Here is an 18,653-nt window from a genome sequence, read left to right as displayed (position 1 = left end):
CTTCCGACGGCTTGGCAACCATGCCTGCTGGTTGGCACCCTATTCCGGCACGCGCAACTTCAGGCTACTCCACGTTTAATAAAATTGACAAGTTCGACGTAAGAAAATTAACAGCGCCGGTTTTTCGCAGCGCAACAGGCACTTACACGCTGCGGCGCAACAAAATAGCCACCTTGAACGGCAGAATTGCCAGTGGCGTTTAATTACTCAAACACGGGCACGGCGCGCACCAGAGTGGTGCCGACAGCGGCAGCCTCGATAAACAGCACGCTACCCTCCTGTTTTTTGGCGGATTTTTTGGCCGAGGTGGCGGCCGATGCCACTTGATAGTGCGAGGTATAGCAACCGGGCTGCACCGGCAGCACGCCAATGGAAACACTGGTCAGCGGAAAGAAGCGCAAACGGCCGTCACGATCGGCCATTTCAAAGCCCCCCGCCGCCCGGTCTGCCGCCAGGAACAGCGTCGGCACCGACAAATCGAACTGCAGCAGCACCTGCCGCAGCCGCTGCTGCCAGTTGCAACTTTGCAACAGCACCACAAAATCATCGCCGCCGATGTGGCCGACAAAATCCAGCAGCGGGTCCACCGCCGCCTCCAGAATCGCCCCCAGCAAGCGGATCATGTCATCGCCGGCACCGTAGCCGTAGTGATCGTTAAACGGTTTGAAATGATCCAGATCGACATAGGCCACCACGAAAGGTTGGCCGCCAGCCAGCAGACGCGCCACCTCGTCGCTGATCGGCACATTGCCGGGCAAACCGGTAAGCGGATTGGCGTAACGCGCGGCGGCCAGCTGCATCTCGCTGATCACCCGCATCAGCTCGTGGCCGGTACCCATGCCCAGGTAGGCGGCGTCTTCCACAATGATGAAGCCATTGACCAGATGCCGGCGGTCGGCTGCCGCCAGCGCGGACAGGGTCTGGATATCGGTATCCGCCGCCACCACCAGCGGCGACATGTCGGCCAGCGCCAGGCACGGCTTCTTGGCCAGCAATTCGCGGTTGAACGGTTTGGCAAACGTTTCCAGCACCCGGTGGCGCGACAACAGCGCCAGCGGACGTTGGCCGCGCAGCACCGGCACCGCAAACAGCGCCGGATTATCGGCAAACAGCCGATAGGCCTCGTCGCAACGCGATTGATCCGTCAAAAACGGCATGTCCAGCAACAGCTCGCGCGCCACCGGTAACTGGCGGCCAACCTTGCCGGCCGCTGGCACCGGCAGCAGGTAGTTGCCATGCCGTGGCGGCTGCGCCACCGGCCGCGCCACCAGATAGCCCTGCCCCATCACCACCCCCAGCTCGCGCAGCACCGCCAGTTCCTCTGGCAGCTCGATGCCCTCCGCCACCAGCACCGCGCCGGCCGCGCGCGCCATGTCCACCAGCGAACGGACAAACTGCAGCTTGAGCGCGTCCTGATGGATCTGCTGCACGAAATACTTGTCCAGCTTGACCAGATCCGGCCGCAACTCAGACCACAGCCGCAGATTGGAAAAGCCCTCGCCCAGATCGTCCAGCGCCAACCGCAAACCGCCCGCCCGCAGCGCCGCGGCCACCCGGCACAGCGCGCGATAGCCGGCATGTGGGCGGGTTTCGGTCAGCTCCAGCACCACCCGTGCCGGCGCCACCCCCGCTGCGGCCAACATGGCCAGCAGCTCGGCCGCCGGCAGATGCTCGCCCAGCAGCGTGTCCGGAATCACATTGACGAACAGCGTGCCCGGCAACTGCTGACGGGCAAACTCCCGCAGCACGGCGCCGATGCACACCCGGTCCAGCTGGGCCAGCACACCGCACTGCGCCGCCTGCTCGAACAGCGCCACCGGCGAATACAGCAGCGAATCCGACGGCCCGCGCACCAGCGCCTCGTAGCCGACCAGGCCTCCGGTGGCCAGGTAAACGATGGGCTGAAACACCACCTGCACCAAGCCATCCCGAATGATGGCGTCAAGCAAATCGGCGGCGCCACCAGCGGCGGCGCCCAGCACGAGCGGGTCTTGCATAATGAGCGGACACAGTCATCTTTATCGAAGACAGGCACTGTACTGCGGCTGTGTGACAGCATCGGGACAGCGCGCGGCGCGCGGCCATGCCGTTTGCACCTAGAATGAAAGCTCTCGCAGGGGGAAATCGCATGCCATATACCACCATCCAACAACGGCAGGTGTACTACGAAATCAGTGGCCAGGGCAGCCAGACGCTGCTGCTATTCAATGGTCTGACCATGAGCACACTGGCGTGGGGACTGATGACACCGGCGCTGGAGCAATGCTTCCGCGTGCTGCGCCTGGACTTCCAGGGCCAGGGCCAGAGCGAGCAAACGCCGGCCGATTACTACCCGCTGCCACAGCAGGCGGACGATGCCGCCGCGCTGCTGGTGCAGCTGGGCATCGACAGCGTGTATCTGGTCGGGCTGTCGTATGGCGGCATGGTGGCGCAGCACTTTGCCCGCCGCCACCCGCAGCGCGTGCAGCGGCTGCTGCTGGCCTCCACCCTGGCGTGGTCGGACAGCGTCAACGAGCAGATCGCCACCAGCTGGGGCGACGCGGAGCAAGCCGGCGGTGCCGACCTGCGCTTCAATATCAGCCTGCCGTGGCTGTTTTCCAGCCGCTTCTTCGCCACCGCCAGCGCCATGCTGCCGGACCTGCGCCGTATCTCCGCCCTGACCAGCTGGCTGGCCATCCAGCGCATCATCGGCGGCGTGCTGCAGCACGATGCGCGCCGCTGGCTGAACGAGCTGCGCGTGCCCACCCATGTCATCGTTGGCGACGAAGACCGCCTGACCCCGCCGTACCAGGCGCGACTGCTGCAGCAAGGCATCCCAGGCGCGACGCTTACCATCCTGCCGGGCGCGGGGCACGCCATCCACCTGGAAGCACCGCAGGCTTTCTGCCAGCAGATATTCCAGTTTGCCGAGCGCTAGCGGCCAAGCTCCGGCGCTGTAAACGCGCCGCCACTTGCGCAGATGCGCCATCAACATTCACCCCCGTGACAGCCGGCTGGCCGTGCACGGGGGTTTGCTTAGAATGGGGCATCTCACAAAGGACTACGCATGAATCCGTTTGCCCCTGCCCGCGACTTTCTCGACCTCACCCTGCAAGGCCTCAGCCCCGCGCACGCCCAGTGGCAAACCCCGGCACTACAGGCCCATTGGCTGGGCCACGGCCTGCTGGAGCTGACCCCGCATGCGGCCAACCTGCAGCAGGAACACATCCTGCTGTCCACCGGTGTGCACGGCAACGAAACCGCGCCGATCGAAATCCTCAACAGCATCGTGGGCGACCTGCTGAGCGGCGCGCTGCCGCTGGCCTGCCGCATCCTGGTGGTGTTGGGCAACATTCCGGCGATGCAAAGCGGCAAGCGCTTTGTCGACTACGACATGAACCGCCTGTTCGACGGCGCGCACGCCAAGCAGCCGGAGGCGCAGGAAGCCCGCCGCGCCGTGGAGCTGGAACAGGCCGCCAGCGCCTTCTTCGCCGTCACCCCGGCCACGACGCCGCGCCGCCACTACGACCTGCACACCGCCATCCGCGGCTCGGTGTTCGAGCGCTTCGCCATCTATCCTTTCATCCACGACCGCGCCCACAACCGCGAGCAGCTGGCCTGGCTGCTGGGCGCCGATGTCGACACCGTGCTGCTGCACAGCAAGCCGGCGGCGACCTACAGCTACTACACCAGCGAACGTTGCGGCGCCGACGCCTTCACCCTGGAACTGGGCAAGGCGCGCCCGTTCGGCCAGAACGACCTGTCGCGCTTTGCCGGCATCGACCGTGCGCTGCGCGAGCTGCTCGCCGGCCAGTGCGCCGTTGCGGCCAACCCGGACATCTCGGCGGTGCGCCTGTTCAAGGCCAAGTACGACATCGTGAAGCACAGCGGTGACTTTGTGCTGCATCTGGCCGATGACGTGGAGAATTTCACTGCGCTGCCGCACGGCATGACAATTGCAGAAGATGTGGAAGTCCGTTACGTGGCCGACGGCGGCGAGGAGCGCATTCTGTTCCCCAATCCCAAGGTCGGCATCGGGCTGCGTGCCGGCATCGTGATCGAACCGGCCACCCTGGACTAGCACATATCCACAGGCAAACAGGGAAAAAGCTGTGGATATCCTGTGAGCGATGAAAAAAAAATGCGCGGCGTCAGCAGTTTGCTGGCGCCGCGCATTTTTCATGCAATCTTGCCGCTCAGGGCAGCAGCTTGCCGGGGTTCATAATGCCATCCGGGTCAAATACCTTTTTGATGCCTTGCATCATCTCGATTTCCTGCGCACTGCGACTTACCGGCAGGTAATCCCGCTTCAACAGGCCCACGCCGTGCTCGGCCGACATGCTGCCGCCGAAGTCGCGCACCAGCGCAAACACCTGCTCGTTCACCTGCTCGCAGGCGTCGCGGAACGCCGCCAGCGCCAATGCCGGCGGCTTCAGCACATTGATGTGCAGGTTGCCATCGCCGATGTGGCCATACCAGATCACCTCGAAATCCGGATAGTTGGCCGCCAGCAAGGCATCCAGCGAGGCGATAAACGCCGGCACCCGACTGATGGTGACGGCGATGTCGTTCTTGTACGGCGTGTAGGGGGTAATGCTCTCGCTGATGCTCTCGCGGTAGGCCCATAGCTGCTGTGCCTGCTGTGCCGACTGCGACAGCACACCATCCAGCACCCAGCCCTGCTCCAGACAGCGCTCGAACAGCTTCAGCGCGCTGTCGTCGCCGCTGTGCATCGGGTCGTCCAGCTCCAGCAGCACGTAGAACGGCGCGCGCACCTCGAACGGTGCCGCCAGTTGGCCGCGGGCCAGCACATGCCCCAGCGCCTGGTCGGAGAAAAACTCGTACGCCGACAGCGACACGCCCTCGCGAAACACTTCGAACACCCGCATCACGTCCGCCAGCGCCGGCAGTGCCAGCAGCAGCACCGCCTGCGGTGGCGGCGGCAGGGTCAGCTTCATACAGGCGCCGACCACAAAGCCCAGCGTGCCTTCCGAGCCGATAAACAAGTGGCGGAAATCGTAGCCGGTATTGTTCTTGGCCAGCCCGCGGTTCAGCTCCAGCAGCTCGCCGGTGCCGGTCACCACGCTCAGCCCGGCCACCCACTCACGCGTCATGCCATAGCGGATCACCTTGATGCCGCCCGCGTTGGTGGCGATATTGCCCCCCAGCTGGCTACTGCCACTGGAGGCAAAATCCACCGGGTAGTACAGGCCCTTGCCGCTGGCGTACTGCTGCAGCGCCGCCGTCACCACCCCGGCCTCGCACTGCACGGTGCGCGCCACGCGGTCGAAGTCGCCGATGCGGTTCATGCGCTCGAACGACACCACCAGCTCGCCGCTGGCCGCCACCGCGCCGCCGGATAGGCCGGTACGGCCGCCGGACGGCACCAGCGCCACCCGGTGTTCGCGCGCCCAGCGCACGATGCCCTGCACTTCGGCCACCGTAGCGGGCAGCGCCACCGCCAGCGGCGCCGGCTGGTAATAACGCGTCCAGTCCAGCCCGTAATGCTGGCGGCTGTCGTCATCGGTACGCAGCACAAGCTGCGGCAATTGTTGATGCAGGCGGGCAAGTGGCGCTGACACGGGCGGCTCCGGACAAGGAATGGCTGGTGGCATTGATGCTATCACGTCAGACCAACGGCCCTGCCGCCCCTGCACAACAAAAAAGGTTGGCCGCGGCCAAGCTTCACGCCGTGCGGATCACCGTGGCGCCAGTAGCCGCCGACGCCAGCACAAAGCGGCGCCCACGCGCCGTACCCGGCCGGCCGGACAGGATGATTGGCGGATAAAACTACGGTGAATGCGCCCAATCGGGTTACAATCGCGCGTTAACTCAATACAGCCTTTCACTATCAGATGTCCGCAGAAAACAACGCGCCGGTAATCAGCAACTTCATTCGCGCCATCATTGACGAGGACTTGTCCTCCGGCAAACACAGCGCCATCGTCACCCGCTTTCCGCCGGAGCCGAACGGCTACCTGCACGTGGGCCACGCCAAGTCCATCTGCCTGAACTTCGGCCTGGCCGAGGATTACCAGGGCAAGTGCAACCTGCGCATGGACGATACCAACCCGGAGAAGGAATCCGACGAGTACGTGCAGTCGATCAAGGACAGCGTGGCCTGGCTGGGCTTCCAGTGGGATGGCAACGTGCGCTACGCCTCCGACTACTTCCAGCAGCTGTACGACTACGCGGTGGAACTGATCCAGACCGGCCATGCCTTCGTCTGCGACCTCAGCGCCGAGGAAATGCGCGAATACCGCGGCAGCCTGACCGAACCGGGCCGTGAAAGCCCGTACCGCAATCGCAGCATCGAGGAAAACCTCGACCTGTTCACCCGCATGAAGAACGGCGAGTTCGCCGACGGCAGCAAGACTCTGCGCCTGAAGATCGACATGACTTCCGGCAACGTCAACATGCGCGACCCGGTGATCTACCGCATCCGCCGTGCGCATCACCACCGTACCGGTGATACCTGGTGCATCTACCCGATGTACGACTACACCCACTGCATCTCGGACGCGATCGAGGGCATCACCCACAGCCTGTGCACGCTGGAATTCGAAGACCATCGCCCGCTGTACGACTGGGTGCTGGACAACATCAGCATCGGCTGCCACCCGCGACAATATGAATTCTCGCGCCTGGAGCTGCTGTACGCGCTGACTTCCAAGCGCAAGCTCAACGCACTGGTGACCGATGGCAAGGTAGGCGGCTGGGACGACCCGCGCATGCCAACCATCGAGGGCATGCGCCGCCGCGGCTACAGCCCGGCCGGCATCCGCCTGTTCTCGCAGCGCATTGGCGTCTCCAAGGGTGAGAACATCATCGACATCAGCGTGCTGGAAGGCGCAGTGCGCGAGACGCTGGAAAGCGAAGCGCCGCGCGTGATGGCGGTGCTGGACCCGATCAAGGTTACCCTGAGCAACTTCCAGGATGGCGTTACCGCCAGCCGCAGCGCGCCGTACCACCCGCACCACCCGGAATTCGGCGAGCGCGACGTGCCGATCGGCCGCGAGATCTACATCGAGCGCGAAGACTTTGCCGAAGTGCCGCCGCCGAAGTGGCAGCGCCTGACCGCCGGCGGCGAAGTACGCCTGCGCTACAGCTATGTGATCAAGTGCGACGAAGTGATCAAGGACGCCACTGGCAAGGTGGTGGAACTGAAGTGCTCCATCGACCACGACACCCTGGGCCAGAACCCGGTTGGCCGCAAGGTGAAGGGCGTGATCCACTGGATCTCCGCCAGCCACGCAGTGGAAGCCGAGGTACGCCTGTACGACCGCCTGTTCACCGAGCCGCGCCCGGACGCGGTACGCGGCGAGAATGGCGAATACGTCGACTTCATGCAGTTCCTGAACCCGGACTCGCTGGCCACCATCACCGGCTACATCGAACCGGTGGTACGCGACGCCGCGCCGGAAACCCGCTACCAGTTCGAGCGCATCGGTTATTTCGTGACCGACCGTCTGGACCATCAGCCCGGCAGCAAGGTGGTATTCAACCGCACCGTCGGCCTGAAGGATTCCTGGAGCAAATAAGGCATTATCATGAAAGCGGTAGGCACCTCGTGTGCCTGCCGCTTTTTTTGTTTGTAACGCACTCGCTGTCGGTTAACGCATACAAGGGGCTTTCATGAAAACTCGCCACACCGCCATCTGCCTGTCCGTCCTCACCGCCCTCGCCACCGTACCGGCCACCACGTTGGCCGCACCGGTAGCAGACCAGAGCTACCGCATCACCATCATCCACACCAACGATCACCACGGCCGCTTCTGGAAGAACGGCGACGGCGAATACGGCATGGCCGCGCGCAAGAACGTGATCGAACAGATTCGCGCCGACGTGCGCCTGCACGGCGGCTACAGCCTGCTGCTGGACGGCGGCGACGTGAACACCGGCGTACCGGAATCGGACATGCAGGATGCCGAGCCGGACTTCAAGGGCATGAACCTGTTGGGCTACGACGCCATGGCAGTGGGCAACCACGAGTTCGACAAGTCGCCGGCGGTGCTGGCCAAACAGCGGCAGTGGGCGCAATTCCCGATGCTGGCGGCCAACATCTACCAGGGCGGCAAGCGCCTGTTCGCACCGTACAAGATCTTCAATCTCGGCGGCGTGCGCGTGGCGGTGATGGGGCTGACCACCGACGACACCAAGAAACTGACCAACCCGGAAAACACCCACGGCATCGAATTCCGCACCCCGGCCCGCGAAGCCGCGCGCCTGCTGCCCTCGCTGAAGAAAAAAGCCGACGTGGTGATTGCCGCCACCCATATGGGGCACTACACCGATGGCGAACATGGCGTCAATGCGCCGGGCGACGTGGAAATGGCACGCCAGGTGAAGGGCTTCGATCTGATCGTCGGTGGCCACAGCCAGAACCCGGTGTGCATGAAGGCCGAGAACGTGCGTAACGACGCCTACGTACCGGGCAGCGACTGTGCACCGGACCGCCAGAACGGCGCCTGGATCGTGCAGGCGCATGAATGGGGCAAATACGTTGGCCGCGCCGACTTCGAGTACCGCAATGGCGAATTCCGGCTGCAGCAATACCAGCTGATCCCGGTCAACCTGAAGAAAACGGTGAAGGGAGACAACGACAAGGACCGCAAAGTGACCTACAGCCGCGAGATCCCGGAAAACAGCGAAATGCTGGCCCTGCTCAAGCCCTACCAGGAAAAAGGTCAGGCGGTACTCGGCGTACAGGTAGGCAGCAGTGACGGCAAGCTGGAAGGCGACCGCGCCATCGTGCGCAAGCAGCCCACCAATCTGGGGGTATTCATCGCCAGTACGATGAAGGACAAGGCCCACGCCGACTTCGCCATCATGAACGCCGGCGGCATCCGTGACTCGCTGCCGGCCGGCAGCATCAGCTACAAGGACATCCTCAAGGTGCAGCCGTTCGGCAACACCCTGGTGTACGTGGACATGAGCGGCAAGGAAGCGTTGGACTACCTGAAGGCCGCAGCGAAGATGAGCCCGGGCTCCGGCGCCTTTGCGCAGTTTGCCGGCGTGCAGCTGCGCATTGTCGGCGGCGAAGTGCAGCAGGCGCTGATCGGCGGCCAACCCATCGACCCGGCGCGCAGCTACCGCCTGGCGCTGAACAACTTCACCGCCGCCGGCGGTGACGGCTACCCGCGACTGTCCACCCACAAAGGCTACGTCAACACCGGCTACGTCGATGCCGACCTGATGCGCGGCTACTTTGCCAGCCACGACAGCATCAAGACGACCGATTTCGAGCCGGGCGATGCGGTAGTGCGGCAATAGTCTTTTAACTCCTGCCTAAACATAGCAATTCATCATTTCAATGTTGTTACAAATCAACACACGGCGACTCCCCTATCGGCCAGTTTGCCTGTAAAATCCCCCGGTTAATTTTGGCGGCCCACCCACTGGTTGGCCGCAGCCATTTCCCAAGAAAGTTGAGCAACGTGAAAGACGCGTTCCTGAAGAAGATTGCAGACAAATCTGCGGTCATCGGCATCGTGGGCCTGGGCTACGTCGGCCTGCCGCTGATGCTGCGTTTCAATGAAGTGGGCTTCAAGGTACTGGGCTTCGACATCGACCAGCGCAAGGTCGATGCCCTGCACGCCGGCAAGAGCTATATCGAGCACATCAGCAGCGACAGCATTGCCAGCGCCCGCGCCGCCGGTTTCGAGGCCACCACCGACTTCAGCCGTGCGCCGGAAGCCGATGCGCTGATCCTGTGCGTACCCACCCCGCTCAACAAGTACCGCGAGCCGGACATGTCCTTCGTGCTGGGCACCATCGACAGCCTGGTGCCGCACCTGCGTGCCGGCCACCTGGTGTCGCTGGAATCCACCACCTACCCTGGCACCACCGACGAAGAGCTGCTGCCGCGCATCGAATCGCGCGGCTTCAAGGTGGGCGACAACGCCTTCCTGGTGTTCTCGCCGGAGCGTGAAGACCCGGGCAACCCCAATTTCACCACCCGCACCATTCCCAAGGTCTGCGGTGGCGTGACCCCGGCCTGCCAGGAAATCGGTGTGGCGCTGTACAGCGCGGTGATCGACAAGGTAGTGCCGGTGTCGTCCACCCGCGCCGCCGAGATGACCAAGCTGCTGGAGAACATCCACCGCGCGGTGAACATCGGCCTGGTGAACGAGATGAAGATCGTGGCCGACAAGATGGGCATCGACATTCATGAAGTGATCCGTGCCGCCGCCACCAAGCCGTTCGGCTTCGTGCCCTACTACCCGGGCCCGGGCCTGGGTGGCCACTGCATCCCGATCGACCCGTTCTACCTGACCTGGAAGGCGCGCGAATACGGCGTGCACACCCGCTTCATCGAACTGGCCGGCGAAGTGAACTCGTCGATGCCGGACTATGTGATCAGCAAGGTGGCCGCCGCGCTGAACGAGCGCAAGAAGGCGATCAACGGCAGCAAGATCCTGGTGCTGGGCATTGCCTACAAGAAGAACGTGGACGACATGCGCGAAAGCCCGTCGGTGTTCCTGATGGAAAAACTGCGCGACCTGGGCGCCGACATCAGCTACAGCGATCCGCACGTACCGGTGTTCCCGAAGATGCGCGAGCACCATTTCGAGCTGTCCAGCGTGGCGCTGACTGCCGACAGCATCGCTGGCTACGACTGCGTACTACTGGCCACCGACCACGACAAGTTCGACTACGCCCAGCTGCAGCAACATGCGCAACTGATCGTGGACAGCCGCGGCAAGTACCTGCAGCCTGTGGCCAACGTGGTGAAGGCCTAAGCCCCCACCGCTACGCACAAAAAAGCCGGATCACATGATCCGGCTTTTTTATTGACCGCGGCGGTCGCCACGGCTGGCCCGTCATCAGGCCAACAGCGACTTCACCAGGTCCACGTAGGCCTGCATCGCCTGCTCACCGGTCTGGCCTTTCAGTTTGTCCCACGCGTCGTATTTGGCGCGGTTGATGAAATCCATCATGCCCGGGCGTTCGCCCTGCACATCACCATCGGTGGCCTGCTTGAACAGCGCGTACAACTGCAGCAGGGTCTGGTTGTCCGGGCGCTCGGCCAGGGTGGTGACATCTTTTTGTGCCTGTTCGAACAGGGTATTCAGGTCGGACATATGTTTATCCTTCGCACTGCGGAACGAAACCTCGCTCCTGGTTGATGTTGTATTAGCCCGCCGGTAGCCCCGGCTGGCCAAATTTACCATGAAACGATCGTTTAATGCGGTTGCAACGCTACTTGAATGCGCTTGCGACTGCGTACCGGTACGCCACCCTTTTGCGCCGGCATGAAGTGCGCCTGCTGGAAGGTCGCCACCACAAAACGTGCATAGTCACTGTCCCCATTGCCGGATGTCACCTCCACCCGGTCCACCCCGCCATCGCGGCTGATGTAGAGCAGCAATTGCAGCTGCTCGGGGCTGCCTGCCGGATAATCCAGCAGCAGCTGACCGATGGGTGCCGCCAGCACGTCCAGCTCGCTGGCCGAGTAATACGGATCCAGTGCCAGCCCCGGCAGCGCACCGGTAGCCGCAGAAGCCGGCGCCATCATCAGCGGCGCCTCCGCCACCGGCTGCGAAGCGGAAGTGGCGACCTCCACAGGCGCCGAGGCTGGCGGTGCCGACGCCTCCTCGAAGGATGTCGGTACGGTCACTGGCAGCTCGGGCACCTCAGCTGGCGATACCGGCGGTGCAGGCTCGGCACTGGCCAGCGTCACCGCCAGTACGCGCGCGCCGCTGCTCTGCCCGGCTGGCGCCAGCGGCAGCAACAGCAAGGCCGCATGCGCAGTCAGTACCAGCAAGGCACTGGCCAGCAGCGGCCGGGAATTTACCAACCAGGCGGGCATGCCGCGCTTACTTGGCCTTGAATGCGGCTTCGATGGTTTCCACCGGCACGGCACCGGAGATCATCCGCCCATTAGGGAGAAACAGTGCCGGCGTCCCGGCCACGCCCAGTTTCTCGCCCAGTGCGGCCAACTCGGCCAGCGGGGTGCTGCAGTTGGCATTGCCGGCCGGCAGCTTGGCACCATTGCGCATCACCGCGGTCCAGGTAGCGGCACGGTCCTTGCTGCACCAGATCTGCGCGGCCTTGCGCGGGGCATCCGGGTGCAGCTGCGCCAGTGGGTACAGGAAGGTGTAGATGGTGACGTTATCCAGCTTGGACAACGCATCCTGCTCCAGACGCTTGCAGAACGGGCAGTCCGGATCGGAGAACACCGCCAGCTTGCGATCGCCCTTGCCACGCACTTCCTTGATTGCCTTGTCCAGCGGCAGCGCGTTGAAGTCGAATTTCACCTGATTCAGTTCTTCCAGCCGGCCTTCGGTGAGGCTCTGACGGGTCTTGGTATCGATCAGGTCGCCGGTCAGCAGATGTTCCACCTTGGCATCGGCGTACACGATGGTGTATTCCTCGCGTGCGCCACGCTTCATCTTGACCACGATTTCATACAGTCCGGCTACCGGCGCCGACTGCACGCTGGTGATGTCATGCTGCGGGAACTTGCTCTTGAAGGTGGCGCGCACCGAATCCGGCGTCTCATCGGCTGCGGACGCGGTGCAAGCCAGCAGTGACAGGCAAAGCGGAATGATGGCCAACTGGGGAAGACGGAGCTTCATTGCAATCCTTTTCAGTTAAAAGCCCACCGCATGGCGGGCCAGCTGCCGCTTGAGCAGCGGCAGACGATTTGTCAGGTTGAGGCCAGTGTTGCGCAGCCAGGCAATGCCCGGCAGTTCCTTGGCGTGGAACAGGCCAAACAGCGTGTCGCAGGTCAGCTGCATGGTGCGTACCGCTTCCTTGCGGCCGCGTTCGTAACGGCGCAGCGCCAGCCATTCGCCCGGATCCTTGCCCTCGGCGATGATGGCGGCCAGCCGGGCGGCATCCTGAAACCCCAGGTTGACGCCCTGTCCGGCCAGCGGGTGCACGGTATGGGCGGCATCGCCCACCAGCGCCACCCGCTCGGCGATCACGTGCTGCGGCGTCAACAGCCGCAGCGGGAAGGCCGCCGCTGGGGTCAGCACCTCCAGCTTGCCCAGCGCCTGCCCACCGGCTTCGGCCACCACGGCGGCAAAACGTTCCGCCGGCAGCGCCAGCAATGGCTCCGGCTGCGGCGTGGACCACACGATGGAAATACGGTTGCCCGGCAGCGGTAGCCAGGCCAGGATGCCATCGCCCAGAAACCACTGCCGCGCAATGTCGCCATGCGGCTGCTCGGTGGCGAAATTGGCCACCACGCCGCTCTGGCCATACGGCTTGACCTCGGCGGAGATACCGCTTTGCTGGCGCACCCAGGAGTTGGCGCCATCGGCACCCACCAGCAGCCTGGTCTGCAGCACGCGGCCGTCTTCCAACTGCAATTCCGCGGATTTGGGCGAATGCCGGAGACAGGTTGGCCGCACGCCTTCCAGCAGCTCGACACCGCTGGCGGTTTGCAATTGCTGCCACAAGGCGGCAAGCAGCCAGCGGTTTTCGGCGATCCACGCCAGCGCCTCGGCACCGGCATCCGCGGCGGAGAACGCGATGCGCCCGCCCTGGTCGCCGCGCACATCCATGCCGGCGATGGTGCCGATGCGGGCCATCTCCGGCCACACACCCAGGCTTTCGATAAAACGGCGGTTGGCGGGGCTGATGGCATATACCCGCGCATCCCAGCCCTGCTGCAGGCTGTCGAAGCGCGCTACCTGGCCTTCTACCAGTGCGACGCGGCGACCCTGCTTGTCCAGCGCCAGCGCCAGCGCCGCACCAACCAGGCCGCCGCCGACGATAACGACATCAAATGAAGTGCTCATGATTCCCTAATGGCAACGATGACGGCCAAGGTTGGCCGCACGCGCTCGGTTTACGGCAGTTTACACGCCAAACACCAGATGGCCGGCGAAGCGTTTGCGCAACGGCGGCAGGCTGTCCAGCATGTTCATGCCGGCGCCACGCAGGGTCTTCACCAGCGGATGTGCGCCATCGAACAGCCGGATCAGCCCGTGGGTAAAGCCCACCACCGCGTGGCTGTCCATGCGGCGCTGGGCGGCATAGCGGCGCAGCACGGCGGCATCGCCCGGATCGGCCGCGGCGGCGACCAGCTCGGTCAGGCCGACCGCATCGCGCAGCCCCAGGTTGAAGCCCTGCGCCGCCACCGGATGCATGGTCTGCGCGGCATTGCCGATCATCACCACCCGCCCGGACACCACGCGGTTGAGCTGGCGCAGCAGCAGCGGAAACACCGTGCGTGCGCCGATGGCCCGGAACGACCCCAGCCGCTCGCCAAATGCCTGCTGCAGCTCGGCCAGCACCGTGGCCTCATCGGCATCGTGCAGGCGCTGCGCCTCGGCCGGCGTGCGCGTCCACACCAGCATCATGCCTTTGCCATGCGGCAACAGCGCAAACGGGCCATCATCGGCAAAGCGCTCATAGGCGATATGCTCATGCGGCAGGCTGGCGGTCACCTCGGCCAGCAGTGCGCTCTGCTGGTAATCGTGCACATGGCGGCGAATGCCCGGCAGGGTTTCCGCCAGCGCACCGCCCTCGGCCAGCACCACCAGCCGCGCCGTCAACTGGCGGCGCTGGCCGGCGGCGTCTTCCACCGTCAGGCTGGCGTAGCGCGCCAGCGACTGCACCGCGGTAACCTTGTGCTGCCAGCACACTGCCACGCCCTGCTGCTGCAGCGCATCGCCCAGGCTGGCGGCCAGCACCGGGTAGTCCACCACCGCGCCCAGGTGCGGCAACGCCAGGTCGTCACGGCTGATCACCGTACGGCCCCAGGCGGCCTGCTGCGACACGTGCACGGTGTCGATATCGGTGGCCGGCAGGCTGTCCGGCCAGGCGCCGGCCGCCGCCAGCTGCTCGCGGCTGTACCACGACAGCGCCAGCGCGCGGGCATCGCGCAGCGGGGCATCCTTGGCGCGCGCCTCGATCAACAACACATCGCGTCCGGCCTGCTTCAGGCGCAGGGCGGCCAGCGCCCCTACCGGGCCACCGCCCACGATCACGATGTCGGAATGAAGAATGTTTGCTTGCATGCTTGCTTACGCTGCGGCCAACTAACTGGCCTGCATCAGCGCCTCGATGTCGTCTATGCGTTTGGGGGCCGCATCGGTGTACACGTGGTGGCCAGTGGTGGTGACCAGCACGTTGTCTTCGATACGAATGCCAATGTTGTGAAAGGCTGCCGGCACGCGATCGTCCGGCCGGACATACAGCCCCGGCTCGATGGTAGTGCACATCCCCGGCAGGAACTGGCGCCATTGCCCGCCGGGGCGGCGCAGTCCGACGTCGTGCACGTCCAGCCCCAGGAAGTGGCCGATGCCGTGCATGTAGAAGCGGCGGTAGTCGCCGGACTCGATCACGCCGTCCACGCTGCCGGTCAGCAGCTGGTAGTCCAGCATGCCCTGCACCAGCACGCGCAGCGCGGCCTCGGCCGGCGCGTCCAGCGTGGCGCCCGGCTGTACCGCGGCGATGGCCGCCAGCTGCGCGGCCAGCACCACCTCGTAAAGGTCGCGCTGCGGTTGGCTGAAGCGGCCGTTCACCGGGAAGGTGCGGGTGATGTCGCCGGCGTAGCCCATGAACTCGCAGCCAGCGTCGATCAGCAGCAACTCGCCCTCGTTCAGGCGCGCATTGTTGGCCGCATAGTGCAACGTGCAGGCATTGGCGCCACCGGCGACGATGCTTTCGTAGGCCGGCTGGCGCGCGCCATTGCGCACGAAGTGATAAAGCAGCTCGGCCTCGATTTCGTACTCGTACTTGCCCGCCCGCGTGGCCTGCATGGCACGCACATGCGCCTCGGCAGACACCTGTCCGGCGCGCAGCAGTATCGCCTGTTCGCGCTCGTCCTTGAGCAGCCGCATCTCGTCGATCAGCGGCAGCAGATCGCCAAACTGCGCCGGGGCATCCACCCCCAGCCGCGCCCGCGCACGCACCGTTTCCAGCCAGCCCGCCACGCGCACATCCCAGGCGGTGACCCGGCCCAGCGGCCAGTACAGCGCCGGCACGTCGGCCAGCAACTCGGGCAGGCGCTGATCCAGTTCGTCGATGGCGTAGGCCTCGTCAAAGGCAAACGCTTCGGCGGCGGCCTGCGGACCATGGCGGAAGCCTTCCCAGATTTCCATGTCCGGGTTCTTGGCCCGGCAGAACAGCATGGATTTGCCGCGGCGGCCATCCAGCACCAGCACGGCCTCCGGCTCGGTAAAACCGGTCAGGTACAGAAAGTGGCTGTCGGCACGGTAGGGATAGTGGGCGTCAGCATTGCGCACCGCTTCTGGCGCGGTGGGCAGAATGGCGACTGCGTCGCCAATGGCGGCCAGCAGCTGCTGGCGGCGCTCAACAAGACTCTGGTGCATGCGAAACACCTGCAATCAAAACGGCGCCAGTTTACACCCGCCGCTGCTGCCAGGCGATGGCACATGCGGCCAACATGATGCCCACCGCAGCGCCAAGCATATCGGCCAGCGCATCGCCCAGCTCGGCCGAGCGCGTGGCGGTCAGCCAGCCTTGCGCCAGCTCGGAGCCAACGGCCCATGCCAGGCACAGCAGCAGGCTAGGCCGCCACAGCGCCGCGCCACGCGCTCCCAGCCGCAAGCGCGGCCAGGCCAGCAGCACGCCGCCCAATAAAAACAGGCAGAAATGACCTATCTTGTCGAAATACGGGATGCCGGATGGCGTCCCCGCCGGCTTGAGCAGCAACAACCACACCGATAGCGCCCACCACAACCAGGCCGGCAGCCAGTAACGTGAAACAGGCATCGCACCTCTCCGCACCGTAAAATGTGCGGATTGTGCCCTGCAGCAGCCAACCGTGCACCCACTTGCATGCGAAAACCGCCAGCCTCCTTTAATTACCAAGAAAGAAGCACCATGCCCCGCATCCTGATAACCGGTACCAGCGGCCAACTGGGTTTCGAGCTGCAACGCGCGCTGTGCCTGTTTGGCGAGCTGCGCTGCCCCGGCCGCCAGCAGCTGAACCTTGCCAGCCGCCAGGCGGTGCTGGCCTGGCTGGACGCAGAGCGCCCGGAGGTGATCGTCAACGCCGCCGCCTACACCGCGGTGGACAAGGCGGAAAGCGAGGCCGATCTCGCCCATGCCATCAACGCCGCCGCGCCGGGCGCCATGGCCGAGTGGGCGGCGGCCAACGATGCGCTGCTGCTGCACTACTCCACCGACTATGTGTTCGATGGCAGCGGCGAAACCGCCTGGCGCGAAGACGACAGCGCCAAGCCGCTGTCGGTGTACGGCCATAGCAAATGGCAGGGAGAGCAAGCGGTGCGCGCCGCCGGTGCCCGCTACTTCATCCTGCGCACCAGCTGGGTGGCCGGCGTGCATGGCAACAACTTCGCCAAGGCCATGCTGCGGCTGGCGGCCAGCAAGGACCAGCTGCGAGTGGTGAACGACCAGTTTGGCACCCCTACCCCGGCCAGCCTACTGGCCGATGTCAGCGCCCAGCTGCTGGCACGCACGCTGGCCAACGACGAGCAGCCGTACGGCACCTACCATGTCGCCACCCAGGGTTGCACCAGCTGGTACCACTACGCCGAGTACGTGATCGGTCTCGCCCGCGAAGCGGGGTGGCCGCTCACCCTGCCCGGCGACGGGCTACAGCCGATACCCAGTGCCGACTACCCGCAACTGGCCTTGCGCCCGGCGTATTCGGTGCTGGATTGCCACAAGCTGCAACAGGCCTTTGGTCTGCAGCTGCCGAGCTGGCAACAGGGCATCCACCAGCTGTTTGCCACCCTGGATGCTGCCAGGCGCGGCTGACAGCCCTGCTACACCGCCAAGCGATTGCGGCAGCGAATCGGCGCACATTAAGCGATGGTTAAGCCACGGCGACTATCTATAAAAATGTAGTGCGTACCCATAACCCAGCTGGCCAACATCGCAATGCCATATCGGCCACGCAAGGAGAAGCCCATGAAAAAACTGCTCTGGTTGCTGCCACTGATGATCCTGCCGGCGCTGCCGGTACTGGCAGCAGACACCACCAATCCGGATGGCAGCACCACGATTATCGATGATAGTGTCGACGGCCCTAATCATGATCTCAACGATGACAAGGGCAAGGATGGGCAGCACGACGCCGCAGACGACAAAGACCGGGACGGCAACGATGGGCATGATAGTGGCGGCCATGATCACGGTGGTCATGACGGCGGCGGCAAGGGCGGCGACGACTAAGCCGATTTTCCCGGCGGGCTATACTGCAGTACCCCCGCAACAGGAGTGCACCATGCGTAAATCGCTACTGACTCTGGCCCTGCTGGCCCTGACCGGGCAAACCATGGCACTGGAGCTGAACACCGCCACCGTGGCCGAACTGGTAGACGCCGGCTTCAGCTTGGCCGATGCACAAACCATCTACGATGCCACCCACCCACCTAGTGGCACCCCGGTCACCTTCACCAGCAGCAAGCAGCTGTTTAGCCTGCCGGGTATCACGCAAGGTGACCTGAACCGTGTGCGCGCCAAACTCACCATTGATGGCCAGCGCGTCACCACCCGCTCCGGCACCGCGCCGGCCATTCCGGGTGTCAGCCCAGCGATACCGGCCAAGAAAGCCACCCTTACCGACACCCCCACCACCACGGATGACAATCCGGGCAATAAAGGTGGCAACAAGGGCGGTAATGGCGGCGGCAACAAGGGCGGCAACGGCAAGGGCAACAGCTAGGCCGTAAGCGCAAATGACACGGCGCCGGTAGCGATGGCTACCGGCGCCGTGCATGTAT

At 64.5% G+C, this 18,653-nt stretch carries 17 protein-coding genes; 8 read left to right on the top strand and 9 right to left on the bottom strand.

Going from position 1 to position 18,653, the window contains the following annotated elements:
• Positions 1-203 precede the first annotated feature (203 nt).
• Complete coding sequence (locus ABNW52_RS07115; protein WP_349585827.1) at positions 204-1,997, bottom strand: GGDEF domain-containing protein; 1,794 nt, start codon at positions 1,995-1,997, stop codon at positions 204-206.
• Between the two features lie 131 nt (positions 1,998-2,128).
• Between ABNW52_RS07115 and ABNW52_RS07110 the strand changes: the two genes are divergently transcribed.
• The gene (locus ABNW52_RS07110) at positions 2,129-2,917 is read left to right on the top strand and encodes an alpha/beta fold hydrolase (protein ID WP_349585825.1); all 789 of its coding nucleotides are present in this window, start codon (positions 2,129-2,131) and stop codon (positions 2,915-2,917) included.
• A gap of 129 nt (positions 2,918-3,046) precedes the next feature.
• Complete coding sequence (astE, locus tag ABNW52_RS07105; RefSeq protein WP_349585823.1) at positions 3,047-4,060, top strand: succinylglutamate desuccinylase; 1,014 nt, start codon at positions 3,047-3,049, stop codon at positions 4,058-4,060.
• 115 nt (positions 4,061-4,175) lie between these two features.
• On the opposite strand, the gene ABNW52_RS07100 is transcribed toward astE, so the two are convergent.
• A complete protein-coding gene (locus ABNW52_RS07100) occupies positions 4,176-5,561 on the bottom strand; it encodes an FAD-binding oxidoreductase (protein ID WP_349585821.1) in 1,386 nt (461 codons plus the stop codon).
• Between the two features lie 273 nt (positions 5,562-5,834).
• Between ABNW52_RS07100 and ABNW52_RS07095 the strand changes: the two genes are divergently transcribed.
• From ABNW52_RS07095 to ABNW52_RS07085, 3 genes are all read left to right on the top strand, one after another.
• Positions 5,835-7,520, top strand: a complete 1,686-nt coding sequence (locus tag ABNW52_RS07095; protein ID WP_349585819.1) for a glutamine--tRNA ligase/YqeY domain fusion protein — start codon at positions 5,835-5,837, stop codon at positions 7,518-7,520.
• A gap of 94 nt (positions 7,521-7,614) precedes the next feature.
• On the top strand, positions 7,615-9,252 hold the full coding sequence (gene ushA, locus ABNW52_RS07090; protein WP_349585817.1) for a bifunctional UDP-sugar hydrolase/5'-nucleotidase UshA: 1,638 nt from the start codon (positions 7,615-7,617) through the stop codon (positions 9,250-9,252).
• A gap of 164 nt (positions 9,253-9,416) precedes the next feature.
• Entirely contained in the window at positions 9,417-10,721 is a 1,305-nt protein-coding gene (locus tag ABNW52_RS07085; protein WP_349585815.1) for a nucleotide sugar dehydrogenase, read from the top strand.
• An 84-nt stretch (positions 10,722-10,805) separates the two neighbouring features.
• Here ABNW52_RS07085 and ABNW52_RS07080 read toward each other — a convergent pair whose 3' ends face one another.
• The 7 genes from ABNW52_RS07080 to ABNW52_RS07050 all read right to left on the bottom strand — a co-directional run bounded on the left by ABNW52_RS07080 (position 10,806) and on the right by ABNW52_RS07050 (position 16,674).
• The gene (locus tag ABNW52_RS07080) at positions 10,806-11,063 is read right to left on the bottom strand and encodes an acyl-CoA-binding protein (RefSeq protein ID WP_349585813.1); all 258 of its coding nucleotides are present in this window, start codon (positions 11,061-11,063) and stop codon (positions 10,806-10,808) included.
• 101 nt (positions 11,064-11,164) lie between these two features.
• Positions 11,165-11,791, bottom strand: coding sequence for an energy transducer TonB (locus tag ABNW52_RS07075; RefSeq protein ID WP_349585811.1), 627 nt, complete (start codon positions 11,789-11,791; stop codon positions 11,165-11,167).
• Positions 11,792-11,798: 7 nt separating this feature from the next.
• Positions 11,799-12,560 (bottom strand): DsbC family protein, encoded by a 762-nt coding sequence (locus tag ABNW52_RS07070; protein WP_349585809.1) that lies wholly within the window; start codon positions 12,558-12,560, stop codon positions 11,799-11,801.
• A gap of 15 nt (positions 12,561-12,575) precedes the next feature.
• Positions 12,576-13,730, bottom strand: a complete 1,155-nt coding sequence (locus ABNW52_RS07065) for a UbiH/UbiF family hydroxylase (RefSeq protein ID WP_349585807.1) — start codon at positions 13,728-13,730, stop codon at positions 12,576-12,578.
• A gap of 60 nt (positions 13,731-13,790) precedes the next feature.
• Positions 13,791-14,954, bottom strand: a complete 1,164-nt coding sequence (locus ABNW52_RS07060) for an FAD-dependent monooxygenase (protein WP_349585805.1) — start codon at positions 14,952-14,954, stop codon at positions 13,791-13,793.
• Between the two features lie 21 nt (positions 14,955-14,975).
• Positions 14,976-16,271, bottom strand: a complete 1,296-nt coding sequence (locus tag ABNW52_RS07055; RefSeq protein WP_349585803.1) for an aminopeptidase P N-terminal domain-containing protein — start codon at positions 16,269-16,271, stop codon at positions 14,976-14,978.
• A gap of 31 nt (positions 16,272-16,302) precedes the next feature.
• Complete coding sequence (locus ABNW52_RS07050) at positions 16,303-16,674, bottom strand: VanZ family protein (protein WP_349585801.1); 372 nt, start codon at positions 16,672-16,674, stop codon at positions 16,303-16,305.
• A gap of 111 nt (positions 16,675-16,785) precedes the next feature.
• Here ABNW52_RS07050 and rfbD point away from each other — a divergent pair, with 111 nt between their 5' ends.
• The 3 genes from rfbD to ABNW52_RS07035 all read left to right on the top strand — a co-directional run bounded on the left by rfbD (position 16,786) and on the right by ABNW52_RS07035 (position 18,595).
• A complete protein-coding gene (gene rfbD / locus ABNW52_RS07045) occupies positions 16,786-17,685 on the top strand; it encodes a dTDP-4-dehydrorhamnose reductase (RefSeq protein WP_349585799.1) in 900 nt (299 codons plus the stop codon).
• Positions 17,686-17,838: 153 nt separating this feature from the next.
• A complete protein-coding gene (locus tag ABNW52_RS07040) occupies positions 17,839-18,102 on the top strand; it encodes a hypothetical protein (RefSeq protein WP_349585797.1) in 264 nt (87 codons plus the stop codon).
• 52 nt (positions 18,103-18,154) lie between these two features.
• Positions 18,155-18,595 carry a hypothetical protein gene (locus tag ABNW52_RS07035; RefSeq protein ID WP_349585795.1) on the top strand — a complete coding sequence of 147 codons (441 nt, stop codon included), beginning with the start codon at positions 18,155-18,157 and terminating at the stop codon, positions 18,593-18,595.
• Positions 18,596-18,653: the final 58 nt, after the last annotated feature.

Origin of the sequence: Vogesella oryzagri, assembly GCF_040148885.1 — a bacterium.
In the GTDB taxonomy this organism is placed as follows: Bacteria; Pseudomonadota; Gammaproteobacteria; order Burkholderiales; family Chromobacteriaceae; genus Vogesella; species Vogesella oryzagri.
This window is presented reverse-complemented; position numbering and strand designations above follow the sequence as displayed.